Here is a 15,995-nt window from a genome sequence, read left to right as displayed (position 1 = left end):
ACAAGCTCCGTTAATTATCGTTGATTTTATGCAGCAGTTTTTCTGCATACTCACCGTGTAAAAAGTCGGTACTCAACCCAGCCTGCCGAAGTTTTAGTTCAAGCAGCGAGAGCTGGCGACTAACCTGATGGTATCGAGGGTCATCTTCCCGGATACTGTTGAGGATATCAAGTAACTGAATAGCGTCTCTGCGCTGCTCCAGTTCAGGGGGAAGACAGCCCGCATTCTTGAGTAAGCGATAACCCGCACGAAGTTCCGCCGGCACATGAGAATCATCATCCAGAATAAGCGGCTCGCCGCGGCCAGGCAGATTATCAAACTCGCCTTTACGCTGTGCCTCGATAATATGACGCTCTGCCCACTGGTCAAGTAACCACATACGTCGCTCCAGGGATTGAACGAAAAGAATACAATTATTGTAGATATATGGGGTTCAGGAGGGTATAAAAAAACCCGCCGAAGCGGGTTTTTTTACGTTACTACAGATTACTCTGCAGCAGCTTCTGTTTTCTCTGAACGATCAACCAGCTCGATGTATGCCATCGGCGCGTTGTCGCCTGCACGGAAGCCACACTTCAGAATGCGAGTGTAACCACCGGCGCGGCTCGCGAAACGCGGGCCCAGCTCGTTAAACAGTTTTGCCACGATCTCGTTATCACGAGTACGGGCGAATGCCAGACGACGATTAGCAACGCTATCAGTCTTGGCAAGAGTAATCAGCGGCTCAACTACGCGACGCAGCTCTTTCGCTTTAGGCAGGGTCGTCTTGATGATTTCATGACGAACCAGTGAACCTGCCATGTTGCGGAACATAGCCTGGCGATGGCTGCTGTTGCGGTTCAGTTGACGACCACTCTTACGATGGCGCATGACCTTATCCTTCTCAGTAAAACCTTAACCTGTGATCCGGTTACTCGTCAGCGATGCTTGCCGGTGGCCAGTTTTCCAGGCGCATACCCAGAGACAGTCCACGGGAAGCCAGCACGTCTTTAATCTCGGTAAGAGATTTTTTACCCAGGTTAGGCGTCTTAAGAAGCTCAACCTCGGTACGCTGTACCAGATCACCGATATAGTGGATAGCTTCTGCCTTGAGGCAGTTAGCAGAGCGGACAGTCAATTCCAGATCGTCAACAGGGCGCAGCAGGATCGGATCGAATTCTGGTTTCTCTTCTTTCACTTCCGGTTGACGTACATCACGTAAATCAACGAAAGCTTCCAGTTGTTCAGCCAGGATGGTTGCCGCACGACGAATCGCCTCTTCAGGATCGATTGTGCCGTTGGTTTCCATTTCGATGACCAGCTTGTCCAGGTCGGTACGCTGTTCTACACGCGCTGCTTCAACATTGTAGGCAATACGCTCTACAGGGCTGTAGCAGGCGTCGACCAGCAGACGGCCGATTGGGCGCTCATCTTCTTCCGAATGAATTCGGGTAGAAGCCGGCACATAACCACGACCGCGCTGAACTTTGATACGCATACTAATAGACGCGTTTTCATCGGTCAGGTGGCAGATCACGTGCTGCGGCTTGACGATTTCGACATCCCCATCATGGGTGATATCGGCTGCAGTCACAGGGCCAATGCCAGATTTATTCAAGGTAAGAATAACTTCATCTTTACCCTGAACTCTCACCGCCAGCCCTTTCAGGTTGAGCAGGATTTCCAGGATGTCTTCCTGAACGCCTTCTTTGGTGCTGTACTCATGTAGTACACCATCAATCTCAACCTCGGTCACCGCGCAACCCGGCATCGATGAGAGCAGAATACGGCGCAGTGCGTTACCCAGAGTATGGCCGAAGCCACGCTCTAAAGGCTCAAGGGTCACCTTGGCGTGCGTCGAACTCACTTGCTCGATATCTACCAGGCGCGGTTTTAGAAACTCTGTCACAGAACCCTGCATTGTGTCCTCTCTTTGGTACTAAGCTTTACTTGGAGTAAAGCTCGACGATCAGGTGTTCGTTAATGTCCGCAGACAGATCAGAACGCTCAGGCTTACGCTTGTACGTACCTTCCATCTTGCCAGCATCAACTTCCAGCCAGGTTGGCTTTTCACGCTGCTCAGCCAGCTCCAGAGCGGCTTTCACGCGAGACTGCTTCTTCGCTTTCTCACGAATGCTAACAACGTCATTCGGACTAACCTGATAAGAAGCGATGTTAACAACACGACCGTTTACCATAATTGCTTTATGGCTAACCAGCTGACGTGCTTCTGCACGAGTGGCGCCGAAGCCCATACGGTATACAACGTTGTCCAGACGACCTTCCAGCAGAGCCAACAGGTTTTCACCGGTGTTGCCTTTCAGACGTGCTGCTTCTTTGTAGTAGTTACGGAACTGACGCTCCAGCACACCGTAAATGCGGCGAACTTTTTGCTTTTCACGCAACTGCACACCATAGTCAGACAGACGCGGCTTGCGCGCACCGTGCTGGCCAGGAGCTTGTTCAATTTTACACTTGGTATCGATCGCGCGAACGCCAGACTTAAGGAATAAGTCGGTGCCCTCACGACGGCTCAGCTTGAGCTTAGGACCCAAATATCTTGCCATTTTCTTTCTCCAACTAACCTGGAAAACGAAGCGTTATACGCGACGTTTTTTCGGCGGACGACAACCGTTATGAGGGATCGGAGTCACATCAGTAATATTAGTGATGCGGAAACCAGCGGCGTTCAGAGCACGAATAGTAGATTCGCGGCCTGGACCCGGACCTTTAACCATAACTTCCAGATTCTTGATACCGTATTCTTTCACGGCGTCAGCGCAACGCTCTGCTGCAACCTGAGCTGCAAACGGAGTGGATTTGCGAGAACCACGGAAACCGGAACCACCGGCTGTTGCCCAACCCAGCGCATTACCCTGACGATCGGTAATAGTCACGATGGTGTTGTTGAAAGAAGCATGGATATGAGCCACGCCGTCAGAGACTTGTTTTCTTACACGTTTACGTGCGCGAACTGGTGCCTTTGCCATTATTCAATCACCCCGATTATTTCTTGATCGGTTTGCGCGGACCCTTACGGGTACGAGCGTTGGTCTTGGTACGCTGACCGCGAACCGGGAGACCACGACGATGACGCAAACCGCGATAGCAACCAAGATCCATCAGGCGCTTGATGCTCATGCTGATTTCACGGCGCAGATCACCTTCAACGACAAATTTGGCAACTTCGTCACGCAGCGTGTCGATTTGTTCTTCAGACAGCTCACTGATCTTAACATTTTCAGCGATACCCGCTGCAGCCAGGATGGCTTTAGAACGGGTCTTGCCGACACCGTAGATCGAAGTTAACGCGATCACGGCGTGTTTCTGATCAGGAATGTTAATGCCTGCTATACGGGCCACTATGCACTCCTACTATTTAATATGTACGTACCATGCTGAAAAGCCCGTTTTCAGGATACTCAAATGGAAACGTACAGACATACAAAAGATTGGCTGGCTAATCTAGCCAGCTCAACCCAACTTTGCAAGAAAAATATGCGAAAAAATCAGCCTTGGCGCTGTTTATGCTTCGGCTCGGCACTGCAAATCACACGGATGACACCATCACGCTTAACGATTTTGCAGTTACGGCATAATTTCTTGACGGAAGCACGAACTTTCATTTTTACTCTCCGTAACTTCTCAGGCGACCAATTAACGGCCGTAGCCTTTCAGGTTCGCCTTCTTCAATGCAGACTCATACTGACTGGACATCATCAGAGTTTGCACTTGAGCCATAAAGTCCATAATCACGACAACAACGATAAGCAGTGAGGTCCCACCGAAGTAGAACGGCACTTTCATTGCATCACGCATGAACTCCGGGATCAGGCAGATAAAGGTAATATACAGCGCACCAACCAGGGTCAGGCGGGTCATTACTTTATCGATATACTTCGCCGTTTGCTCTCCCGGACGAATTCCTGGTACAAATGCACCGGACTTCTTCAGGTTATCTGCTGTTTCACGCGGGTTGAAAACCAACGCCGTGTAGAAGAAACAGAAGAAGATGATTGCAGACGCATAGAGTAACACATAAAGCGGTTGCCCAGGCTGCAAATACAGCGAAATTGTTGTCAGCCAGTTCCAACCAGTACCGCCCCCGAACCATGACGCGATGGTCGCCGGGAACAGAATAATACTGGAAGCGAAGATTGCCGGGATTACCCCCGCCATATTCACTTTCAGCGGTAAATGTGTGCTCTGTGCAGCATAGACACGACGACCTTGCTGACGTTTGGCGTAGTTTACCACAATACGGCGTTGACCACGTTCAACGAATACTACAAAGAACGTCACTGCAAATACTAATACTGCAACCAACAGCAACACGAGGAAGTGCAGGTCGCCTTGACGCGCTTGCTCGATAGTATGGGCAATGGCTGGCGGGAGTCCCGCAACGATACCAGCGAAGATGATGATTGAGATACCGTTACCGATACCGCGCTCAGTAATCTGTTCGCCGAGCCACATCAGGAACATGGTTCCTGTAACCAGACTTACAACAGCGGTGAAATAGAATGCAAAGCCTGGATTCATCACCAGGCCCTGCATACCAGGCATATTCGGCAAACCGGTAGCAATACCGATCGACTGGAATATCGCCAGCACCAGAGTACCGTAACGGGTGTACTGGCTGATCTTACGACGACCAGACTCCCCTTCTTTCTTAATTTCTGCCAGCGTTGGATGAACCACCGTCAACAGCTGGATAATGATCGACGCCGAAATATACGGCATGATCCCCAGGGCAAAGATAGAAGCACGGCTGAGAGCACCACCAGAGAACATGTTAAACATTTCAATGATGGTGCCTCGCTGTTGCTCAAGCAGTTTGGCAAGTACAGCGGCATCAATACCAGGGATCGGAATAAAAGAGCCAATACGGAACACAATCAGCGCGCCGATAACAAACAGCAGTCTGCGTTTCAGCTCACCTAAGCCACCTTTGGCACTTTGAAAATCTAATCCCGGTTGTTTAGCCATCTGCTACTTATTCCTCGATTTTACCGCCAGCAGCTTCGATAGCAGCACGAGCGCCTTTAGTAACACGCAGGCCACGAACAGTTACCGGAGTAGTGACTTCGCCAGCCAGGATCACTTTCGCGAACTCGATCTGGATACCGATAATGTTTGCCGCTTTCAGCGTGTTCAGGTCTACAACGCCGCCTTCTACTTTCGCCAGGTCAGACAGACGAACTTCGGCTGTAATCGCTGCTTTGCGAGAAGTGAAGCCGAATTTCGGCAGACGACGGTACAGAGGCATCTGACCACCCTCGAAACCGCGACGTACGCCACCGCCAGAACGAGACTTCTGACCTTTGTGACCACGACCACCGGTTTTACCGAGGCCAGAACCGATACCACGACCCAGGCGTTTACCCGCCTTTTTGGAGCCTTCGGCCGGAGACAGAGTATTTAAACGCATCTCTTACTCCTCAACTTTAACCATAAAGGAAACCGCGTTGACCATACCACGAACAGCAGGAGTATCCTCGCGCTCTACGGTGTGGCCAATACGACGCAGACCCAGGCCAAGCAGCGTTGCCTTGTGTTTCGGCAGACGACCGATTGCACTGCGGGTTTGAGTAATTTTAATAGTCTTTGCCATGGTTTATTTCCCCAGAATTTCTTCAACGGATTTACCACGCTTGGCAGCGACCATTTCTGGAGAATTCATATTTTCCAGGCCATCAATAGTTGCACGAACCACGTTGATCGGGTTGGTGGAACCGTATGCTTTAGCCAGAACGTTATGAACCCCAGCAACTTCCAGAACGGCGCGCATTGCACCACCGGCGATGATACCGGTACCTTCGGAAGCTGGCTGCATGAATACACGAGACCCCGTGTGAACACCTTTAACCGGGTGCTGCAGGGTGCCGTTGTTCAGCGCGACGTTAATCATATTGCGACGGGCTTTTTCCATCGCTTTCTGGATCGCTGCTGGAACTTCACGCGCTTTACCGTAACCAAAACCTACGCGACCGTTACCATCGCCTACTACAGTCAGAGCTGTGAAGGAGAAAATACGACCACCTTTAACGGTTTTAGATACGCGGTTTACCGCGATCAGCTTTTCCTGCAGTTCGCCAGCTTGTTTTTCGATGTGAGCCATCTTACACCTCTACCTTAGAACTGAAGGCCAGCTTCACGGGCAGCATCTGCCAGTGCCTGGACACGACCATGATATTGGAACCCGGAACGGTCAAAGGACACATCTTTGATGCCTTTTTCCAGAGCGCGTTCAGCGACAGCTTTACCCACAGCTGCAGCCGCGTCTTTGTTACCGGTGTACTTCAGTTGTTCAGCGATAGCTTTTTCTACAGTAGAAGCAGCTACCAGAACTTCAGAACCGTTCGGTGCAATTACCTGTGCGTAAATATGACGCGGGGTACGATGTACCACCAGGCGAGTTGCGCCCAGCTCTTTGAGCTTGCGGCGTGCGCGGGTCGCACGACGGATACGAGCAGATTTCTTATCCATAGTGTTACCTTACTTCTTCTTAGCCTCTTTGGTACGCACGACTTCGTCGGCGTAACGAACACCCTTGCCTTTGTAAGGCTCAGGACGACGGTAGGCGCGCAGATCTGCTGCAACCTGGCCGATCACCTGCTTATCAGCGCCTTTCAGCACGATTTCAGTTTGAGTCGGACATTCAGCAGTGATACCTGCCGGCAGCTGATGGTCAACCGGGTGAGAGAAACCTAAAGACAGGTTTACTACATTCCCTTTAACCGCTGCACGATAACCTACACCAACCAGCTGCAGCTTCTTAGTGAAGCCTTCGGTAACACCGATAACCATTGAGTTCAGCAGGGCACGCGCGGTACCAGCCTGTGCCCAACCGTCTGCGTAACCATCACGCGGACCGAAGGTCAGTGCATTATCTGCATGTTTAACTTCAACAGCATCGTTGAGAGTACGAGTCAGCTCGCCGTTTTTACCTTTGATCGTAATAACCTGACCGTTGATTTTGACATCAACGCCGGCAGGAACAACGACCGGTGCTTTAGCAACACGAGACATTTTTTCCTCCGATTAGGCTACGTAGCAGATAATTTCGCCACCAAGACCAGCCTGGCGCGCTGCACGATCAGTCATAACACCTTTAGAGGTAGAAACAACTGCGATACCCAGACCGGCCATAACTTTCGGCAGCTCATCTTTACGTTTGTAGATGCGCAGACCTGGGCGGCTGACACGCTGAATGCTTTCTACAACAGCTTTACCCTGGAAATACTTAAGAGTCAGTTCCAGTTCCGGCTTGGTGTCGCCTTCAACTTTAAAATCTTCAATAAAACCTTCTTCCTTCAGCACGTTGGCAATTGCCACTTTCAGCTTGGAGGAAGGCATGGTGACCGCAGCTTTGTTCGCGGCCTGACCGTTACGGATACGGGTCAGCATATCCGCGATCGGATCTTGCATGCTCATCTGTCTTTACTCCCGTGATTCAATTGGTGACAATTACCAGCTAGCCTTTTTCAGACCCGGAATTTCACCGCGCATAGCGGCTTCACGGACCTTAATACGGCTCAACCCGAACTTCCGCAGGAAAGCGTGCGGACGACCAGTTTGACGGCAGCGGTTACGCTGACGTGACGGGCTGGAATCACGCGGCAGAGTCTGCAGCTTAAGAACCGCATTCCAACGATCTTCGTCGGTTGCGTTCACATCAGAGATGATCGCTTTCAGTTCAGCGCGTTTCGCGAAGTATTTATCAGCTAAAGCTACGCGTTTTACTTCGCGTGCTTTCATTGATTGCTTAGCCATTTAGTAACCCTACCTTACTTGCGGAACGGGAAGTCAAAGGCAGCCAGCAGAGCACGGCCTTCTTCGTCAGATTTCGCAGTAGTGGTAATGGTAATATCCAAACCACGAACGCGGTCGACTTTATCGTAGTCGATTTCTGGGAAGATGATCTGCTCACGGACACCCATGCTGTAGTTACCACGACCGTCGAATGACTTAGCGGACAAGCCACGGAAGTCACGGATACGAGGAACAGCAATAGTGATCAGGCGCTCAAAGAACTCCCACATGCGTTCGCCACGCAGAGTTACTTTACAGCCGATCGGATAGCCCTGACGGATTTTGAAGCCTGCAACAGATTTGCGTGCTTTGGTGATCAACGGTTTTTGACCGGAGATTGCTGTCAGGTCTGCTGCTGCGTTATCCAGCAGTTTCTTGTCAGCGATCGCTTCACCAACACCCATGTTCAGGGTGATCTTCTCGACCCGAGGGACTTGCATGACAGAATTGTAGTTAAACTCAGTCATGAGTTTGTTAACTACTTCGTCTTTGTAGTAATCATGCAGTTTCGCCATCGTACTACTCCAAATTACTTGATAGTTTCGCTGTTAGACTTGAAGAAACGGACTTTTTTGCCGTCTTCGAATCTAAAGCCTACACGGTCAGCCTTGCCGGTTGCCGCATTGAAGATTGCAACGTTAGAAACCTGAATTGCAGCTTCTTTTTCAACGATGCCGCCCGGTTGGTTCAGAGCCGGAACCGGCTTCTGGTGTTTCTTAACCAGGTTGATACCTTCAACAATGACCTTGCCGGAAGACAGGACATTCTTAACTTTACCGCGTTTACCTTTATCTTTACCGGTTAACACGATAACTTCGTCATCACGACGGATTTTCGCTGCCATGATTCGCTCCTTAGAGTACTTCTGGTGCCAGAGAGATAATTTTCATGAACTTCTCGTTACGAAGTTCACGAGTTACCGGCCCAAAAATACGCGTACCGATAGGCTGCTCGCTGTTATTGTTTAAAATAACGCATGCATTACCATCGAAGCGAATGACAGAACCGTCCGGGCGACGAACACCCTTCTTGGTGCGCACCACTACCGCCTTCAGCACATCACCTTTTTTGACCTTACCACGCGGAATCGCTTCTTTGATGGTGATCTTAATGATGTCGCCTACGCCTGCGTAGCGACGGTGCGAGCCACCCAGAACCTTGATACACATTACGCGACGTGCACCGGAGTTGTCGGCGACGTTCAGCATAGTCTGTTCTTGGATCATTTTAGTGCTCCGCTAATGTCAACTACTACTGAGACCCGAAAATCAGGTCGTTAAAAAAACCCCATATCGAGGGCGCGGCATTATAACACCGCAAATCAGATATGGGTAGAAAAAATAAACGGCCCATCGCTGAGCCGTTTATTCGTTGAGAATGCGTACTGTATTACAGAACCGCTTTCTCTACAACGCGAACCAGAGTCCAGGATTTGGTCTTGGACAGCGGACGGCATTCGCGGATTTCAACCACGTCGCCGATACCGCATTCGTTGTTCTCGTCATGTACGTGCATTTTGGTCGTACGCTTGATGAATTTACCGTAGATCGGGTGTTTCACAAAACGTTCGATAGCAACAACAATGGATTTCTCCATTTTGTCGCTAACCACGCGACCTTGCAGAGTACGGATTTTATCGGTCATTACGCACCCGCCTTCTCAGTCAGTAAAGTCTTAACGCGTGCGACATCACGACGCACTTGCTTCAACAGGTGAGACTGTTGCAGCTGGCCACTTGCAGCCTGCATACGCAGGTTGAACTGCTCACGCAGCAGGTTCAGTAGCTCGGTGTTCAGCTCTTCAACGCTCTTCTCACGCAGCTCTTTTGCTTTCATTACATCACCGTCTTAGTTACAAAGGTGGTTTTAATCGGCAGTTTCGCTGCTGCCAGCTTGAATGCTTCACGGGCCAGCTCTTCCGGTACGCCGTCCATTTCATACAGGACTTTACCCGGCTGAATCAAGGCAACCCAATACTCCACGTTACCTTTACCTTTACCCATACGCACTGCCAGCGGCTTTTCAGTGATCGGTTTGTCCGGGAATACACGGATCCAGATCTTACCTTGACGCTTAACTGCACGGGTCATAGCACGACGTGCTGCTTCGATCTGACGGGCAGTCAGACGACCACGGCCAACAGCTTTCAGGCCGAAGCTGCCGAAGCTAACATCCGCGCCTGCAGCCAGACCACGGTTGCGGCCTTTGTGCATTTTACGGAATTTTGTACGCTTTGGTTGTAACATCAGCGACGCTCCTTATTTACGGCCTTTACGCTGCTGCTTTTTCGGTTGAGCAGCCGGTTTTTCCGGTTGTTCAACAGCAGCCATACCACCCAGGATCTCGCCTTTGAAGATCCACACTTTAACGCCGATTACACCATAAGTGGTGTGCGCTTCAGAGGTGTTGTAGTCGATGTCAGCACGCAGAGTGTGCAGCGGTACGCGACCTTCGCGGTACCATTCGGTACGTGCGATTTCCGCGCCGCCCAGACGGCCGCTAACTTCAACTTTGATACCTTTAGCGCCCAGACGCATGGCGTTCTGTACAGCACGCTTCATCGCACGACGGAACATAACGCGACGTTCCAGCTGAGAAGTGATGCTGTCAGCAACCAGTTTAGCGTCCAGTTCAGGTTTACGAACTTCGGCGATGTTGATCTGTGCAGGAACGCCAGCGATATCCGCTACGACCTTACGCAGTTTTTCTACGTCTTCACCTTTTTTACCGATAACGATACCCGGGCGAGCGGTGTGAATAGTCACACGGATGCTCTTAGCCGGACGCTCGATAACGATACGAGATACAGACGCTTTAGCCAGTTCCTTCGTCAGGTACTGACGTACTTTAAAATCGCTGTCCAGGTTGTCAGCGAATTCTTTGGTGTTCGCAAACCAGGTAGAGTTCCATGGTTTTACAATACCCAGGCGAATACCATTAGGATGTACTTTCTGACCCATTGCTAGTCTCCAGAGTCTCAGCGATCGGACACAACCACAGTGATGTGGCTGGTGCGCTTCAGGATGCGATCTGCACGACCTTTTGCACGCGGCATAATGCGCTTCATGCTCGGGCCTTCGTCTACGAAAATTTTCGTAACTTTCAGATCGTCAATGTCAGCGCCATCGTTGTGTTCAGCGTTAGCAATGGCAGATTCCAGAACTTTCTTGACCAGTACAGCCGCTTTCTTGTTGGTGTAGGTCAGAATATCCAGAGCCTGCGACACTTTCTTACCGCGAATCAGGTCAGCAACAAGGCGAACCTTCTGAGCAGAAGAACGAGCATGGCGATGTTTAGCGATAGTTTCCATCTCTTCCTCCTACCTTATTTCTTCTTCGCTTTTTTATCAGCAGCGTGGCCGCGATAAGTACGAGTCGGTGCGAATTCACCCAGTTTGTGACCGACCATTTCGTCGGAAACAAATACCGGAACGTGCTGACGACCATTATGGACAGCGATGGTCAAACCGATCATGTTAGGAAAGATCGTTGAACGACGGGACCAGGTGCGCAGGGGCTTCTTGTCTCCGCTTTCCACCGCTTTCTCTACCTTCTTCAGCAAGTGCAGGTCAATAAAAGGACCTTTCTTGAGAGAACGTGGCATGGCTTATCCTCTAAAATTATTTGCTACGGCGACGTACGATGAATTTATCAGTACGCTTGTTGCTGCGGGTCTTCTTACCTTTGGTCTGAACGCCCCACGGAGTTACCGGATGCTTACCAAAGTTACGACCTTCACCACCACCATGTGGGTGGTCTACTGGGTTCATCGCAGTACCGCGAACGGTAGGACGAACGCCACGCCAGCGTGCAGCACCTGCTTTACCCAGAACGCGCAGCATATGCTCAGCATTGCCAACTTCGCCCAGGGTTGCACGGCAGTCTGCTTCGACTTTACGCATTTCACCAGAACGCAGACGCAGGGTGACATAAGCGCCATCGCGAGCAACGATCTGAACGTAAGTACCAGCGGAACGCGCCAGCTGACCGCCTTTACCTGGTTTCATTTCTACGTTATGAACGGTAGAACCAACCGGGATATTGCGCATCGGCAGGGTGTTGCCTGCTTTGATTGCAGCATCAACGCCAGACTGAATCTGGTCGCCAGCTTTCAGGCCTTTCGGGGCCAGGATGTAACGGCGTTCGCCGTCTTTGTACAGAACCAGCGCGATGTTCGCGGAACGGTTCGGATCGTACTCAAGACGTTCAACAACTGCCGGGATACCGTCTTTGTTGCGTTTGAAGTCAACAATACGATAAGCCTGTTTGTGACCACCACCGATATGACGAGTGGTGATACGGCCATTGTTGTTACGACCACCGGATTTGCTGTTTTTTTCAACCAGCGGAGCAAAAGGTTTGCCCTTGTGCAGCTCTGGGTTGACCACTTTAACGACGTGGCGACGACCCGGAGATGTCGGTTTACATTTAACAACTGCCATTGTATTACTCCTCCGACTTACTCAGCGCCGCCGACGAAGTCCAGATTCTGGCCTTCTTTCAGGGTGACGTAAGCTTTTTTCCAGTCGCTACGACGACCGATACGCTGTCCGTGACGTTTAACTTTCCCTTTAACAACCAGGGTGTTAACGACTTCGACTTCGACTTCAAACAGTTTCTGCACAGCAGCTTTGATTTCTGCTTTGGTCGCGTCTTTAGCAACTTTGAGAACGATGGTGTTAGTTTTTTCCATCGCAGTAGACGCTTTTTCAGAAACGTGCGGTGCGCGCAGCACCTTCAGCAGACGTTCTTCACGAATCATGCCAGCATCTCCTCAACTTGCTTAACAGCATCAGCAGTCATTACGACTTTGTCGAAGGCGATCAGGCTAACCGGGTCGATACCAGTCGCATCGCGTACGTCAACCTTGTGCAGGTTACGTGCGGCCAGGAACAGGTTCTCGTCCAGCTCACCGGTGATGATCAGCACATCTTCCAGAGCCATGTCTTTCAGTTTCTGTGCCAGCAGCTTAGTTTTCGGCGCTTCTACAGAGAACTTCTCGACAACGATCAGACGATCCTGACGTACCAGTTCGGACAGGATGCTTTTCAGCGCGCCGCGGTACATCTTCTTGTTAACTTTTTGACTGTGGTCCTGCGGACGAGCAGCGAAGGTCACGCCACCGGAACGCCAGATCGGGCTCTTGATAGAACCTGAACGCGCACGGCCAGTGCCTTTCTGGCGCCACGGTTTTTTACCGGAACCAGTTACTTCAGCACGAGTCTTCTGAGCACGAGTACCCTGACGAGCACCAGCTGCATAAGCAACAACAACCTGGTGAACCAGCGCTTCGTTGAAATCACGACCGAAGGTAGTTTCGGAAACAGTCAGCGCGCTCTGCGCGTCTTTCAATACTAATTCCATTGCTATCCCCTTACGCCTTCACAGCTGGTTTAACGATCAGGTCGCAACCGGTTGCACCCGGAACACCACCCTTAACCAGCAGCAGGTTGCGCTCAGCGTCAACGCGTACTACGTCAAGGCTCTGAACGGTTACGCGCTCATTACCCATCTGACCTGCCATTTTCTTGCCTTTGAACACTTTGCCCGGAGTCTGGTTCTGACCGATAGAACCCGGTACGCGGTGAGACAAGGAGTTACCGTGAGTAGCGTCCTGGGTACGGAAGTTCCAGCGCTTAACGGTACCAGCGAAACCTTTACCTTTAGAGGTACCGGTTACGTCAACTTTTTTAACGTCAGCAAACAGTTCAACGCTGATGCTCTGACCTACGGTGTATTCTTCGCCTTCAGCCAGGCGGAATTCCCACAGACCACGGCCAGCTTCTACGCCAGCTTTAGCAAAGTGACCCGCTTCCGGCTTGGTGACACGGTTAGCTTTTTTAGCACCCGTAGTAACCTGAACAGCGCGGTAGCCATCGTTAGCCAGGTCTTTAACCTGAGTAACACGGTTTGCTTCAACTTCGATTACGGTTACTGGGATAGAGACGCCATCTTCAGTGAAGATGCGGGTCATACCCACTTTTTTACCGACTAAACCAATCATTGTATCAACCTCTCAATCGCTCGATGACCTGATTAACCCAGGCTGATCTGCACGTCTACACCGGCAGCCAGGTCCAGACGCATCAGAGCATCAACGGTTTTCTCGGTTGGCTCAACGATGTCAACCAGACGCTTGTGAGTGCGAATTTCGTACTGATCGCGCGCATCTTTGTTAACGTGCGGAGAGATCAGAACGGTAAAGCGCTCTTTGCGGGTCGGCAGCGGGATCGGACCGCGAACCTGCGCACCAGTGCGCTTGGCAGTCTCGACGATTTCCGCGGTTGATTGATCGATCAGACGATGATCAAACGCTTTCAGGCGGATACGGATTCTTTGGTTCTGCATGAGACCAGAGCTCCAATTATTTTATAAACGAAAATGATTACTCCTCACACCCATTACGATTGATGGGAGAGTGTAACCGTTCTTACGTAGCTCCCCGATTGGGAGCATTGTTAAATAGCCAAATCGGCTATTCGAGGTTCAAATCGAACCTGCCGTCAATTACGACAAGCCCGCGCATTATACGTAAATCTCAGCCTGACGCAAGTGTCGGATAGAAATTAAGCGCTTTATTCTTATGCGAGCATGATTCCAGGTGGTACGCATGGGATGGCAACGCGCATCTTTTCTTTGGAAGGCATCAGGCAAATCTGGCGATACGTCGTTGTCGCTGTCGCATAAATCTATAAAGGTGAGCACAAGCCTTGACGAGGATTTGCTTATGTTTGTTGCCCTCCCCTTTCTCATTTTTTATGCGTCGTTCTCTTTATTACTTGGCATATACGACGCGCGTACCGGTCTGTTGCCTGACCGGTTTACCTGTCCATTACTGTGGGGTGGTCTGCTTTATCACCAGATTTGCCTGCCGGAGCGTTTACCGGATGCGCTTTGGGGTGCTATCGCCGGCTATGGCGGATTCGCGTTAATTTACTGGGGCTATCGCCTGCGTTATCAGAAAGAGGGGCTTGGATATGGCGACGTCAAGTACCTTGCAGCCTTAGGAGCGTGGCATTGTTGGGAAACACTGCCGTTACTGGTTTTCCTTGCCGCCATGTTGGCCTGTAGCGGGTTTGGCGTCGCGCTACTGGTGAGAGGTAAATCGGCATTAATAAACCCGCTACCTTTTGGGCCATGGCTGGCGGTGGCGGGTTTCATAACAGGTTGGAAAGCTTTCTTTCCAGACGGTTAATCGGTAACCTTGATTTGTGATTGCAGATAATTTTGCATACCAAGTTTGGCAATCAAATCCAGCTCAGTTTCCAGCCAGTCGATGTGACCTTCCTCGTCGGCAAGAATTTCAATCATCATATCCCGGCTGACATAATCATGAACGCTATCGGCATAGGCTATTGCCTCACGTAGATCTTTTGCGCCTTCCAGTTCGAGCCGGAGATCCGATCGTAGCATCTCTTCGACATCTTCACCGATGCCCAGCTTGCCCAGATCCTGTAGGTTCGGTATGCCTTCCAGAAATAAAATACGCTCAATATACTTATCGGCGTGTTTCATCTCATCAATGGATTCATGGTACTCAACATCATTAAGCCGGGTCAGCCCCCAGTTTTTGAACATACGGGCATGAAGAAAATACTGATTAATTGCGACAAGCTCATTTCCCAATAGTTTATTGAGATAATTTATGATTTTAACATCACCTTTCATTTTATAGTCCCTCCGCTTCCACTCTCTAGAGCGTAGATGGGGCTACAGGGATGTCAAAAAAAAGAGTGTGACTCAGGCGATCTCTTTAAATTCCGGCATTTGCGTTAACTCATCCTGCATCACTTCTCGCGCGGCGCGAATACACTTACCACATTGATTTCCCACAGGAATAAATTTACGCAACTGTTGAAATGACTGTGGATGAAATTGTCGTACAGCCTGGCGGATTTTTTTATCGCTTATACCATTACACAAACAAACGTACATGATCGCTCCCGTTCAATTTCCGCACAAAGTGTAAATGAGAATGGTTATGATTACAATAGCACAAAGCGATTTACGCCATGGGAGAAGCGTTAAAAAGGGTGAATAAATATAACAGCGGCTAAATAGCAGGTAACAAAAAGGGCGCCGAAGCGCCCTCTTCAATTCAAAACTAATTAACGAGTAATTAGCCCAGAACTTTAGCAACAACGCCCGCGCCAACGGTACGGCCGCCTTCACGGATTGCGAAACGCAGACCGTCGTCCATTGC

General features: G+C 50.4%; 33 protein-coding genes. 1 reads left to right on the top strand and 32 read right to left on the bottom strand.

From position 1 onward, the window contains the following. Positions 1–10: 10 nt before the first annotated feature. From NA389_RS21500 to rpsJ, 29 genes are all read right to left on the bottom strand, one after another. Positions 11–379, bottom strand: a complete 369-nt coding sequence (locus tag NA389_RS21500; RefSeq protein ID WP_000266515.1) for a DUF1992 domain-containing protein — start codon at positions 377–379, stop codon at positions 11–13. A 107-nt stretch (positions 380–486) separates the two neighbouring features. Next, positions 487–870 (bottom strand): 50S ribosomal protein L17, encoded by a 384-nt coding sequence (gene rplQ / locus NA389_RS21495; protein ID WP_001216370.1) that lies wholly within the window; start codon positions 868–870, stop codon positions 487–489. A gap of 40 nt (positions 871–910) precedes the next feature. Beyond that, positions 911–1,900 (bottom strand): DNA-directed RNA polymerase subunit alpha, encoded by a 990-nt coding sequence (locus tag NA389_RS21490; RefSeq protein WP_001162094.1) that lies wholly within the window; start codon positions 1,898–1,900, stop codon positions 911–913. A 25-nt stretch (positions 1,901–1,925) separates the two neighbouring features. After that, the gene (gene rpsD / locus NA389_RS21485) at positions 1,926–2,546 is read right to left on the bottom strand and encodes a 30S ribosomal protein S4 (protein ID WP_000135226.1); all 621 of its coding nucleotides are present in this window, start codon (positions 2,544–2,546) and stop codon (positions 1,926–1,928) included. 33 nt (positions 2,547–2,579) lie between these two features. Beyond that, positions 2,580–2,969, bottom strand: coding sequence for a 30S ribosomal protein S11 (rpsK, locus tag NA389_RS21480; protein ID WP_001029758.1), 390 nt, complete (start codon positions 2,967–2,969; stop codon positions 2,580–2,582). 16 nt (positions 2,970–2,985) lie between these two features. Continuing rightward, the gene (gene rpsM, locus NA389_RS21475) at positions 2,986–3,342 is read right to left on the bottom strand and encodes a 30S ribosomal protein S13 (RefSeq protein ID WP_000090780.1); all 357 of its coding nucleotides are present in this window, start codon (positions 3,340–3,342) and stop codon (positions 2,986–2,988) included. Positions 3,343–3,488: 146 nt separating this feature from the next. After that, positions 3,489–3,605, bottom strand: a complete 117-nt coding sequence (gene rpmJ, locus NA389_RS21470; RefSeq protein WP_000868187.1) for a 50S ribosomal protein L36 — start codon at positions 3,603–3,605, stop codon at positions 3,489–3,491. A 31-nt stretch (positions 3,606–3,636) separates the two neighbouring features. Continuing rightward, positions 3,637–4,968: a preprotein translocase subunit SecY gene (gene secY, locus NA389_RS21465; RefSeq protein WP_001118864.1), complete on the bottom strand. Its 1,332-nt coding sequence runs from the start codon at positions 4,966–4,968 to the stop codon at positions 3,637–3,639. Positions 4,969–4,975: 7 nt separating this feature from the next. After that, complete coding sequence (gene rplO / locus NA389_RS21460; RefSeq protein ID WP_001238917.1) at positions 4,976–5,410, bottom strand: 50S ribosomal protein L15; 435 nt, start codon at positions 5,408–5,410, stop codon at positions 4,976–4,978. Between the two features lie 3 nt (positions 5,411–5,413). After that, positions 5,414–5,593 (bottom strand): 50S ribosomal protein L30, encoded by a 180-nt coding sequence (gene rpmD / locus NA389_RS21455; RefSeq protein ID WP_001140434.1) that lies wholly within the window; start codon positions 5,591–5,593, stop codon positions 5,414–5,416. 3 nt (positions 5,594–5,596) lie between these two features. After that, entirely contained in the window at positions 5,597–6,100 is a 504-nt protein-coding gene (rpsE, locus tag NA389_RS21450) for a 30S ribosomal protein S5 (protein WP_000940121.1), read from the bottom strand. A gap of 14 nt (positions 6,101–6,114) precedes the next feature. Continuing rightward, positions 6,115–6,468: a 50S ribosomal protein L18 gene (gene rplR, locus NA389_RS21445; RefSeq protein WP_000358956.1), complete on the bottom strand. Its 354-nt coding sequence runs from the start codon at positions 6,466–6,468 to the stop codon at positions 6,115–6,117. Between the two features lie 9 nt (positions 6,469–6,477). After that, entirely contained in the window at positions 6,478–7,011 is a 534-nt protein-coding gene (gene rplF / locus NA389_RS21440) for a 50S ribosomal protein L6 (protein WP_000091939.1), read from the bottom strand. A gap of 12 nt (positions 7,012–7,023) precedes the next feature. Beyond that, positions 7,024–7,416 (bottom strand): 30S ribosomal protein S8, encoded by a 393-nt coding sequence (gene rpsH, locus NA389_RS21435; protein WP_000062611.1) that lies wholly within the window; start codon positions 7,414–7,416, stop codon positions 7,024–7,026. Between the two features lie 33 nt (positions 7,417–7,449). Further along, positions 7,450–7,755, bottom strand: coding sequence for a 30S ribosomal protein S14 (gene rpsN / locus NA389_RS21430; RefSeq protein WP_001118932.1), 306 nt, complete (start codon positions 7,753–7,755; stop codon positions 7,450–7,452). Positions 7,756–7,769: 14 nt separating this feature from the next. Then, positions 7,770–8,309, bottom strand: coding sequence for a 50S ribosomal protein L5 (rplE, locus tag NA389_RS21425; protein ID WP_001096206.1), 540 nt, complete (start codon positions 8,307–8,309; stop codon positions 7,770–7,772). Positions 8,310–8,323: 14 nt separating this feature from the next. After that, positions 8,324–8,638: a 50S ribosomal protein L24 gene (rplX, locus tag NA389_RS21420; RefSeq protein WP_000729185.1), complete on the bottom strand. Its 315-nt coding sequence runs from the start codon at positions 8,636–8,638 to the stop codon at positions 8,324–8,326. Between the two features lie 10 nt (positions 8,639–8,648). After that, positions 8,649–9,020, bottom strand: a complete 372-nt coding sequence (rplN, locus tag NA389_RS21415; protein WP_000613954.1) for a 50S ribosomal protein L14 — start codon at positions 9,018–9,020, stop codon at positions 8,649–8,651. 163 nt (positions 9,021–9,183) lie between these two features. Next, on the bottom strand, positions 9,184–9,438 hold the full coding sequence (gene rpsQ, locus NA389_RS21410; protein ID WP_000130101.1) for a 30S ribosomal protein S17: 255 nt from the start codon (positions 9,436–9,438) through the stop codon (positions 9,184–9,186). Continuing rightward, positions 9,438–9,629: a 50S ribosomal protein L29 gene (rpmC, locus tag NA389_RS21405; protein ID WP_000644742.1), complete on the bottom strand. Its 192-nt coding sequence runs from the start codon at positions 9,627–9,629 to the stop codon at positions 9,438–9,440. The genes rpsQ and rpmC overlap by 1 nt, the downstream gene beginning before the upstream one ends. After that, entirely contained in the window at positions 9,629–10,039 is a 411-nt protein-coding gene (gene rplP / locus NA389_RS21400) for a 50S ribosomal protein L16 (RefSeq protein ID WP_000941208.1), read from the bottom strand. The genes rpmC and rplP overlap by 1 nt, the downstream gene beginning before the upstream one ends. Positions 10,040–10,051: 12 nt before the next feature. Continuing rightward, positions 10,052–10,753 (bottom strand): 30S ribosomal protein S3, encoded by a 702-nt coding sequence (rpsC, locus tag NA389_RS21395; RefSeq protein ID WP_000529945.1) that lies wholly within the window; start codon positions 10,751–10,753, stop codon positions 10,052–10,054. A gap of 17 nt (positions 10,754–10,770) precedes the next feature. Continuing rightward, entirely contained in the window at positions 10,771–11,103 is a 333-nt protein-coding gene (rplV, locus tag NA389_RS21390) for a 50S ribosomal protein L22 (RefSeq protein WP_000447529.1), read from the bottom strand. Positions 11,104–11,117: 14 nt separating this feature from the next. Then, positions 11,118–11,396, bottom strand: a complete 279-nt coding sequence (gene rpsS / locus NA389_RS21385) for a 30S ribosomal protein S19 (protein ID WP_001138115.1) — start codon at positions 11,394–11,396, stop codon at positions 11,118–11,120. Between the two features lie 16 nt (positions 11,397–11,412). Further along, positions 11,413–12,234, bottom strand: a complete 822-nt coding sequence (gene rplB / locus NA389_RS21380; RefSeq protein ID WP_000301869.1) for a 50S ribosomal protein L2 — start codon at positions 12,232–12,234, stop codon at positions 11,413–11,415. Positions 12,235–12,251: 17 nt separating this feature from the next. Then, on the bottom strand, positions 12,252–12,554 hold the full coding sequence (gene rplW, locus NA389_RS21375) for a 50S ribosomal protein L23 (RefSeq protein ID WP_000617546.1): 303 nt from the start codon (positions 12,552–12,554) through the stop codon (positions 12,252–12,254). Continuing rightward, on the bottom strand, positions 12,551–13,156 hold the full coding sequence (gene rplD, locus NA389_RS21370) for a 50S ribosomal protein L4 (RefSeq protein WP_000424395.1): 606 nt from the start codon (positions 13,154–13,156) through the stop codon (positions 12,551–12,553). The genes rplW and rplD overlap by 4 nt, the downstream gene beginning before the upstream one ends. 10 nt (positions 13,157–13,166) lie before the next feature. After that, the gene (rplC, locus tag NA389_RS21365) at positions 13,167–13,796 is read right to left on the bottom strand and encodes a 50S ribosomal protein L3 (protein WP_000579838.1); all 630 of its coding nucleotides are present in this window, start codon (positions 13,794–13,796) and stop codon (positions 13,167–13,169) included. A 32-nt stretch (positions 13,797–13,828) separates the two neighbouring features. Next, positions 13,829–14,140, bottom strand: coding sequence for a 30S ribosomal protein S10 (gene rpsJ / locus NA389_RS21360; RefSeq protein WP_001181005.1), 312 nt, complete (start codon positions 14,138–14,140; stop codon positions 13,829–13,831). A gap of 379 nt (positions 14,141–14,519) precedes the next feature. Here rpsJ and hopD point away from each other — a divergent pair, with 379 nt between their 5' ends. Beyond that, complete coding sequence (gene hopD, locus NA389_RS21355) at positions 14,520–14,987, top strand: prepilin peptidase (RefSeq protein ID WP_000495850.1); 468 nt, start codon at positions 14,520–14,522, stop codon at positions 14,985–14,987. Here hopD and bfr read toward each other — a convergent pair. The 3 genes from bfr to NA389_RS21340 form a co-directional block, all read right to left on the bottom strand. Further along, positions 14,984–15,460, bottom strand: coding sequence for a bacterioferritin (gene bfr, locus NA389_RS21350; RefSeq protein ID WP_000675530.1), 477 nt, complete (start codon positions 15,458–15,460; stop codon positions 14,984–14,986). The two genes, hopD and bfr, sit on opposite strands and share 4 nt — an antisense overlap. Positions 15,461–15,532: 72 nt before the next feature. Continuing rightward, positions 15,533–15,727 (bottom strand): bacterioferritin-associated ferredoxin, encoded by a 195-nt coding sequence (gene bfd / locus NA389_RS21345; RefSeq protein ID WP_000289082.1) that lies wholly within the window; start codon positions 15,725–15,727, stop codon positions 15,533–15,535. A 184-nt stretch (positions 15,728–15,911) separates the two neighbouring features. Then, positions 15,912–15,995: hypothetical protein (locus NA389_RS21340; protein ID WP_000740160.1), on the bottom strand; the 84-nt coding region annotated here is incomplete at its 5' end.

Source organism: Salmonella sp. NW645, from assembly GCF_051703725.1.
Taxonomy (GTDB): Bacteria; Pseudomonadota; Gammaproteobacteria; order Enterobacterales; family Enterobacteriaceae; genus Salmonella; species Salmonella enterica.
Note: the sequence above shows the minus strand (reverse complement) of the source record. Positions and strands in the feature narration are given on the sequence as shown.

What these genes read in the sequence shown, in the direction of transcription:
- NA389_RS21500 (WP_000266515.1), bottom strand. Translation starts at nt 379, where the DNA reads ATGTGGTTACTTGACCAGTGGGCAGAGCGTCATATTATCGAGGCACAG.
- rplQ (WP_001216370.1), bottom strand. Translation starts at nt 870, where the DNA reads ATGCGCCATCGTAAGAGTGGTCGTCAACTGAACCGCAACAGCAGCCAT.
- NA389_RS21490 (WP_001162094.1), bottom strand. Translation starts at nt 1,900, where the DNA reads ATGCAGGGTTCTGTGACAGAGTTTCTAAAACCGCGCCTGGTAGATATC.
- rpsD (WP_000135226.1), bottom strand. Translation starts at nt 2,546, where the DNA reads ATGGCAAGATATTTGGGTCCTAAGCTCAAGCTGAGCCGTCGTGAGGGC.
- rpsK (WP_001029758.1), bottom strand. Translation starts at nt 2,969, where the DNA reads ATGGCAAAGGCACCAGTTCGCGCACGTAAACGTGTAAGAAAACAAGTC.
- rpmJ (WP_000868187.1), bottom strand. Translation starts at nt 3,605, where the DNA reads ATGAAAGTTCGTGCTTCCGTCAAGAAATTATGCCGTAACTGCAAAATC.
- secY (WP_001118864.1), bottom strand. Translation starts at nt 4,968, where the DNA reads ATGGCTAAACAACCGGGATTAGATTTTCAAAGTGCCAAAGGTGGCTTA.
- rplO (WP_001238917.1), bottom strand. Translation starts at nt 5,410, where the DNA reads ATGCGTTTAAATACTCTGTCTCCGGCCGAAGGCTCCAAAAAGGCGGGT.
- rpmD (WP_001140434.1), bottom strand. Translation starts at nt 5,593, where the DNA reads ATGGCAAAGACTATTAAAATTACTCAAACCCGCAGTGCAATCGGTCGT.
- rpsE (WP_000940121.1), bottom strand. Translation starts at nt 6,100, where the DNA reads ATGGCTCACATCGAAAAACAAGCTGGCGAACTGCAGGAAAAGCTGATC.
- rplR (WP_000358956.1), bottom strand. Translation starts at nt 6,468, where the DNA reads ATGGATAAGAAATCTGCTCGTATCCGTCGTGCGACCCGCGCACGCCGC.
- rplF (WP_000091939.1), bottom strand. Translation starts at nt 7,011, where the DNA reads ATGTCTCGTGTTGCTAAAGCACCGGTCGTTGTTCCTGCCGGCGTTGAT.
- rpsH (WP_000062611.1), bottom strand. Translation starts at nt 7,416, where the DNA reads ATGAGCATGCAAGATCCGATCGCGGATATGCTGACCCGTATCCGTAAC.
- rpsN (WP_001118932.1), bottom strand. Translation starts at nt 7,755, where the DNA reads ATGGCTAAGCAATCAATGAAAGCACGCGAAGTAAAACGCGTAGCTTTA.
- rplE (WP_001096206.1), bottom strand. Translation starts at nt 8,309, where the DNA reads ATGGCGAAACTGCATGATTACTACAAAGACGAAGTAGTTAACAAACTC.
- rplX (WP_000729185.1), bottom strand. Translation starts at nt 8,638, where the DNA reads ATGGCAGCGAAAATCCGTCGTGATGACGAAGTTATCGTGTTAACCGGT.
- rplN (WP_000613954.1), bottom strand. Translation starts at nt 9,020, where the DNA reads ATGATCCAAGAACAGACTATGCTGAACGTCGCCGACAACTCCGGTGCA.
- rpsQ (WP_000130101.1), bottom strand. Translation starts at nt 9,438, where the DNA reads ATGACCGATAAAATCCGTACTCTGCAAGGTCGCGTGGTTAGCGACAAA.
- rpmC (WP_000644742.1), bottom strand. Translation starts at nt 9,629, where the DNA reads ATGAAAGCAAAAGAGCTGCGTGAGAAGAGCGTTGAAGAGCTGAACACC.
- rplP (WP_000941208.1), bottom strand. Translation starts at nt 10,039, where the DNA reads ATGTTACAACCAAAGCGTACAAAATTCCGTAAAATGCACAAAGGCCGC.
- rpsC (WP_000529945.1), bottom strand. Translation starts at nt 10,753, where the DNA reads ATGGGTCAGAAAGTACATCCTAATGGTATTCGCCTGGGTATTGTAAAA.
- rplV (WP_000447529.1), bottom strand. Translation starts at nt 11,103, where the DNA reads ATGGAAACTATCGCTAAACATCGCCATGCTCGTTCTTCTGCTCAGAAG.
- rpsS (WP_001138115.1), bottom strand. Translation starts at nt 11,396, where the DNA reads ATGCCACGTTCTCTCAAGAAAGGTCCTTTTATTGACCTGCACTTGCTG.
- rplB (WP_000301869.1), bottom strand. Translation starts at nt 12,234, where the DNA reads ATGGCAGTTGTTAAATGTAAACCGACATCTCCGGGTCGTCGCCACGTC.
- rplW (WP_000617546.1), bottom strand. Translation starts at nt 12,554, where the DNA reads ATGATTCGTGAAGAACGTCTGCTGAAGGTGCTGCGCGCACCGCACGTT.
- rplD (WP_000424395.1), bottom strand. Translation starts at nt 13,156, where the DNA reads ATGGAATTAGTATTGAAAGACGCGCAGAGCGCGCTGACTGTTTCCGAA.
- rplC (WP_000579838.1), bottom strand. Translation starts at nt 13,796, where the DNA reads ATGATTGGTTTAGTCGGTAAAAAAGTGGGTATGACCCGCATCTTCACT.
- rpsJ (WP_001181005.1), bottom strand. Translation starts at nt 14,140, where the DNA reads ATGCAGAACCAAAGAATCCGTATCCGCCTGAAAGCGTTTGATCATCGT.
- hopD (WP_000495850.1), top strand. Translation starts at nt 14,520, where the DNA reads ATGTTTGTTGCCCTCCCCTTTCTCATTTTTTATGCGTCGTTCTCTTTA.
- bfr (WP_000675530.1), bottom strand. Translation starts at nt 15,460, where the DNA reads ATGAAAGGTGATGTTAAAATCATAAATTATCTCAATAAACTATTGGGA.
- bfd (WP_000289082.1), bottom strand. Translation starts at nt 15,727, where the DNA reads ATGTACGTTTGTTTGTGTAATGGTATAAGCGATAAAAAAATCCGCCAG.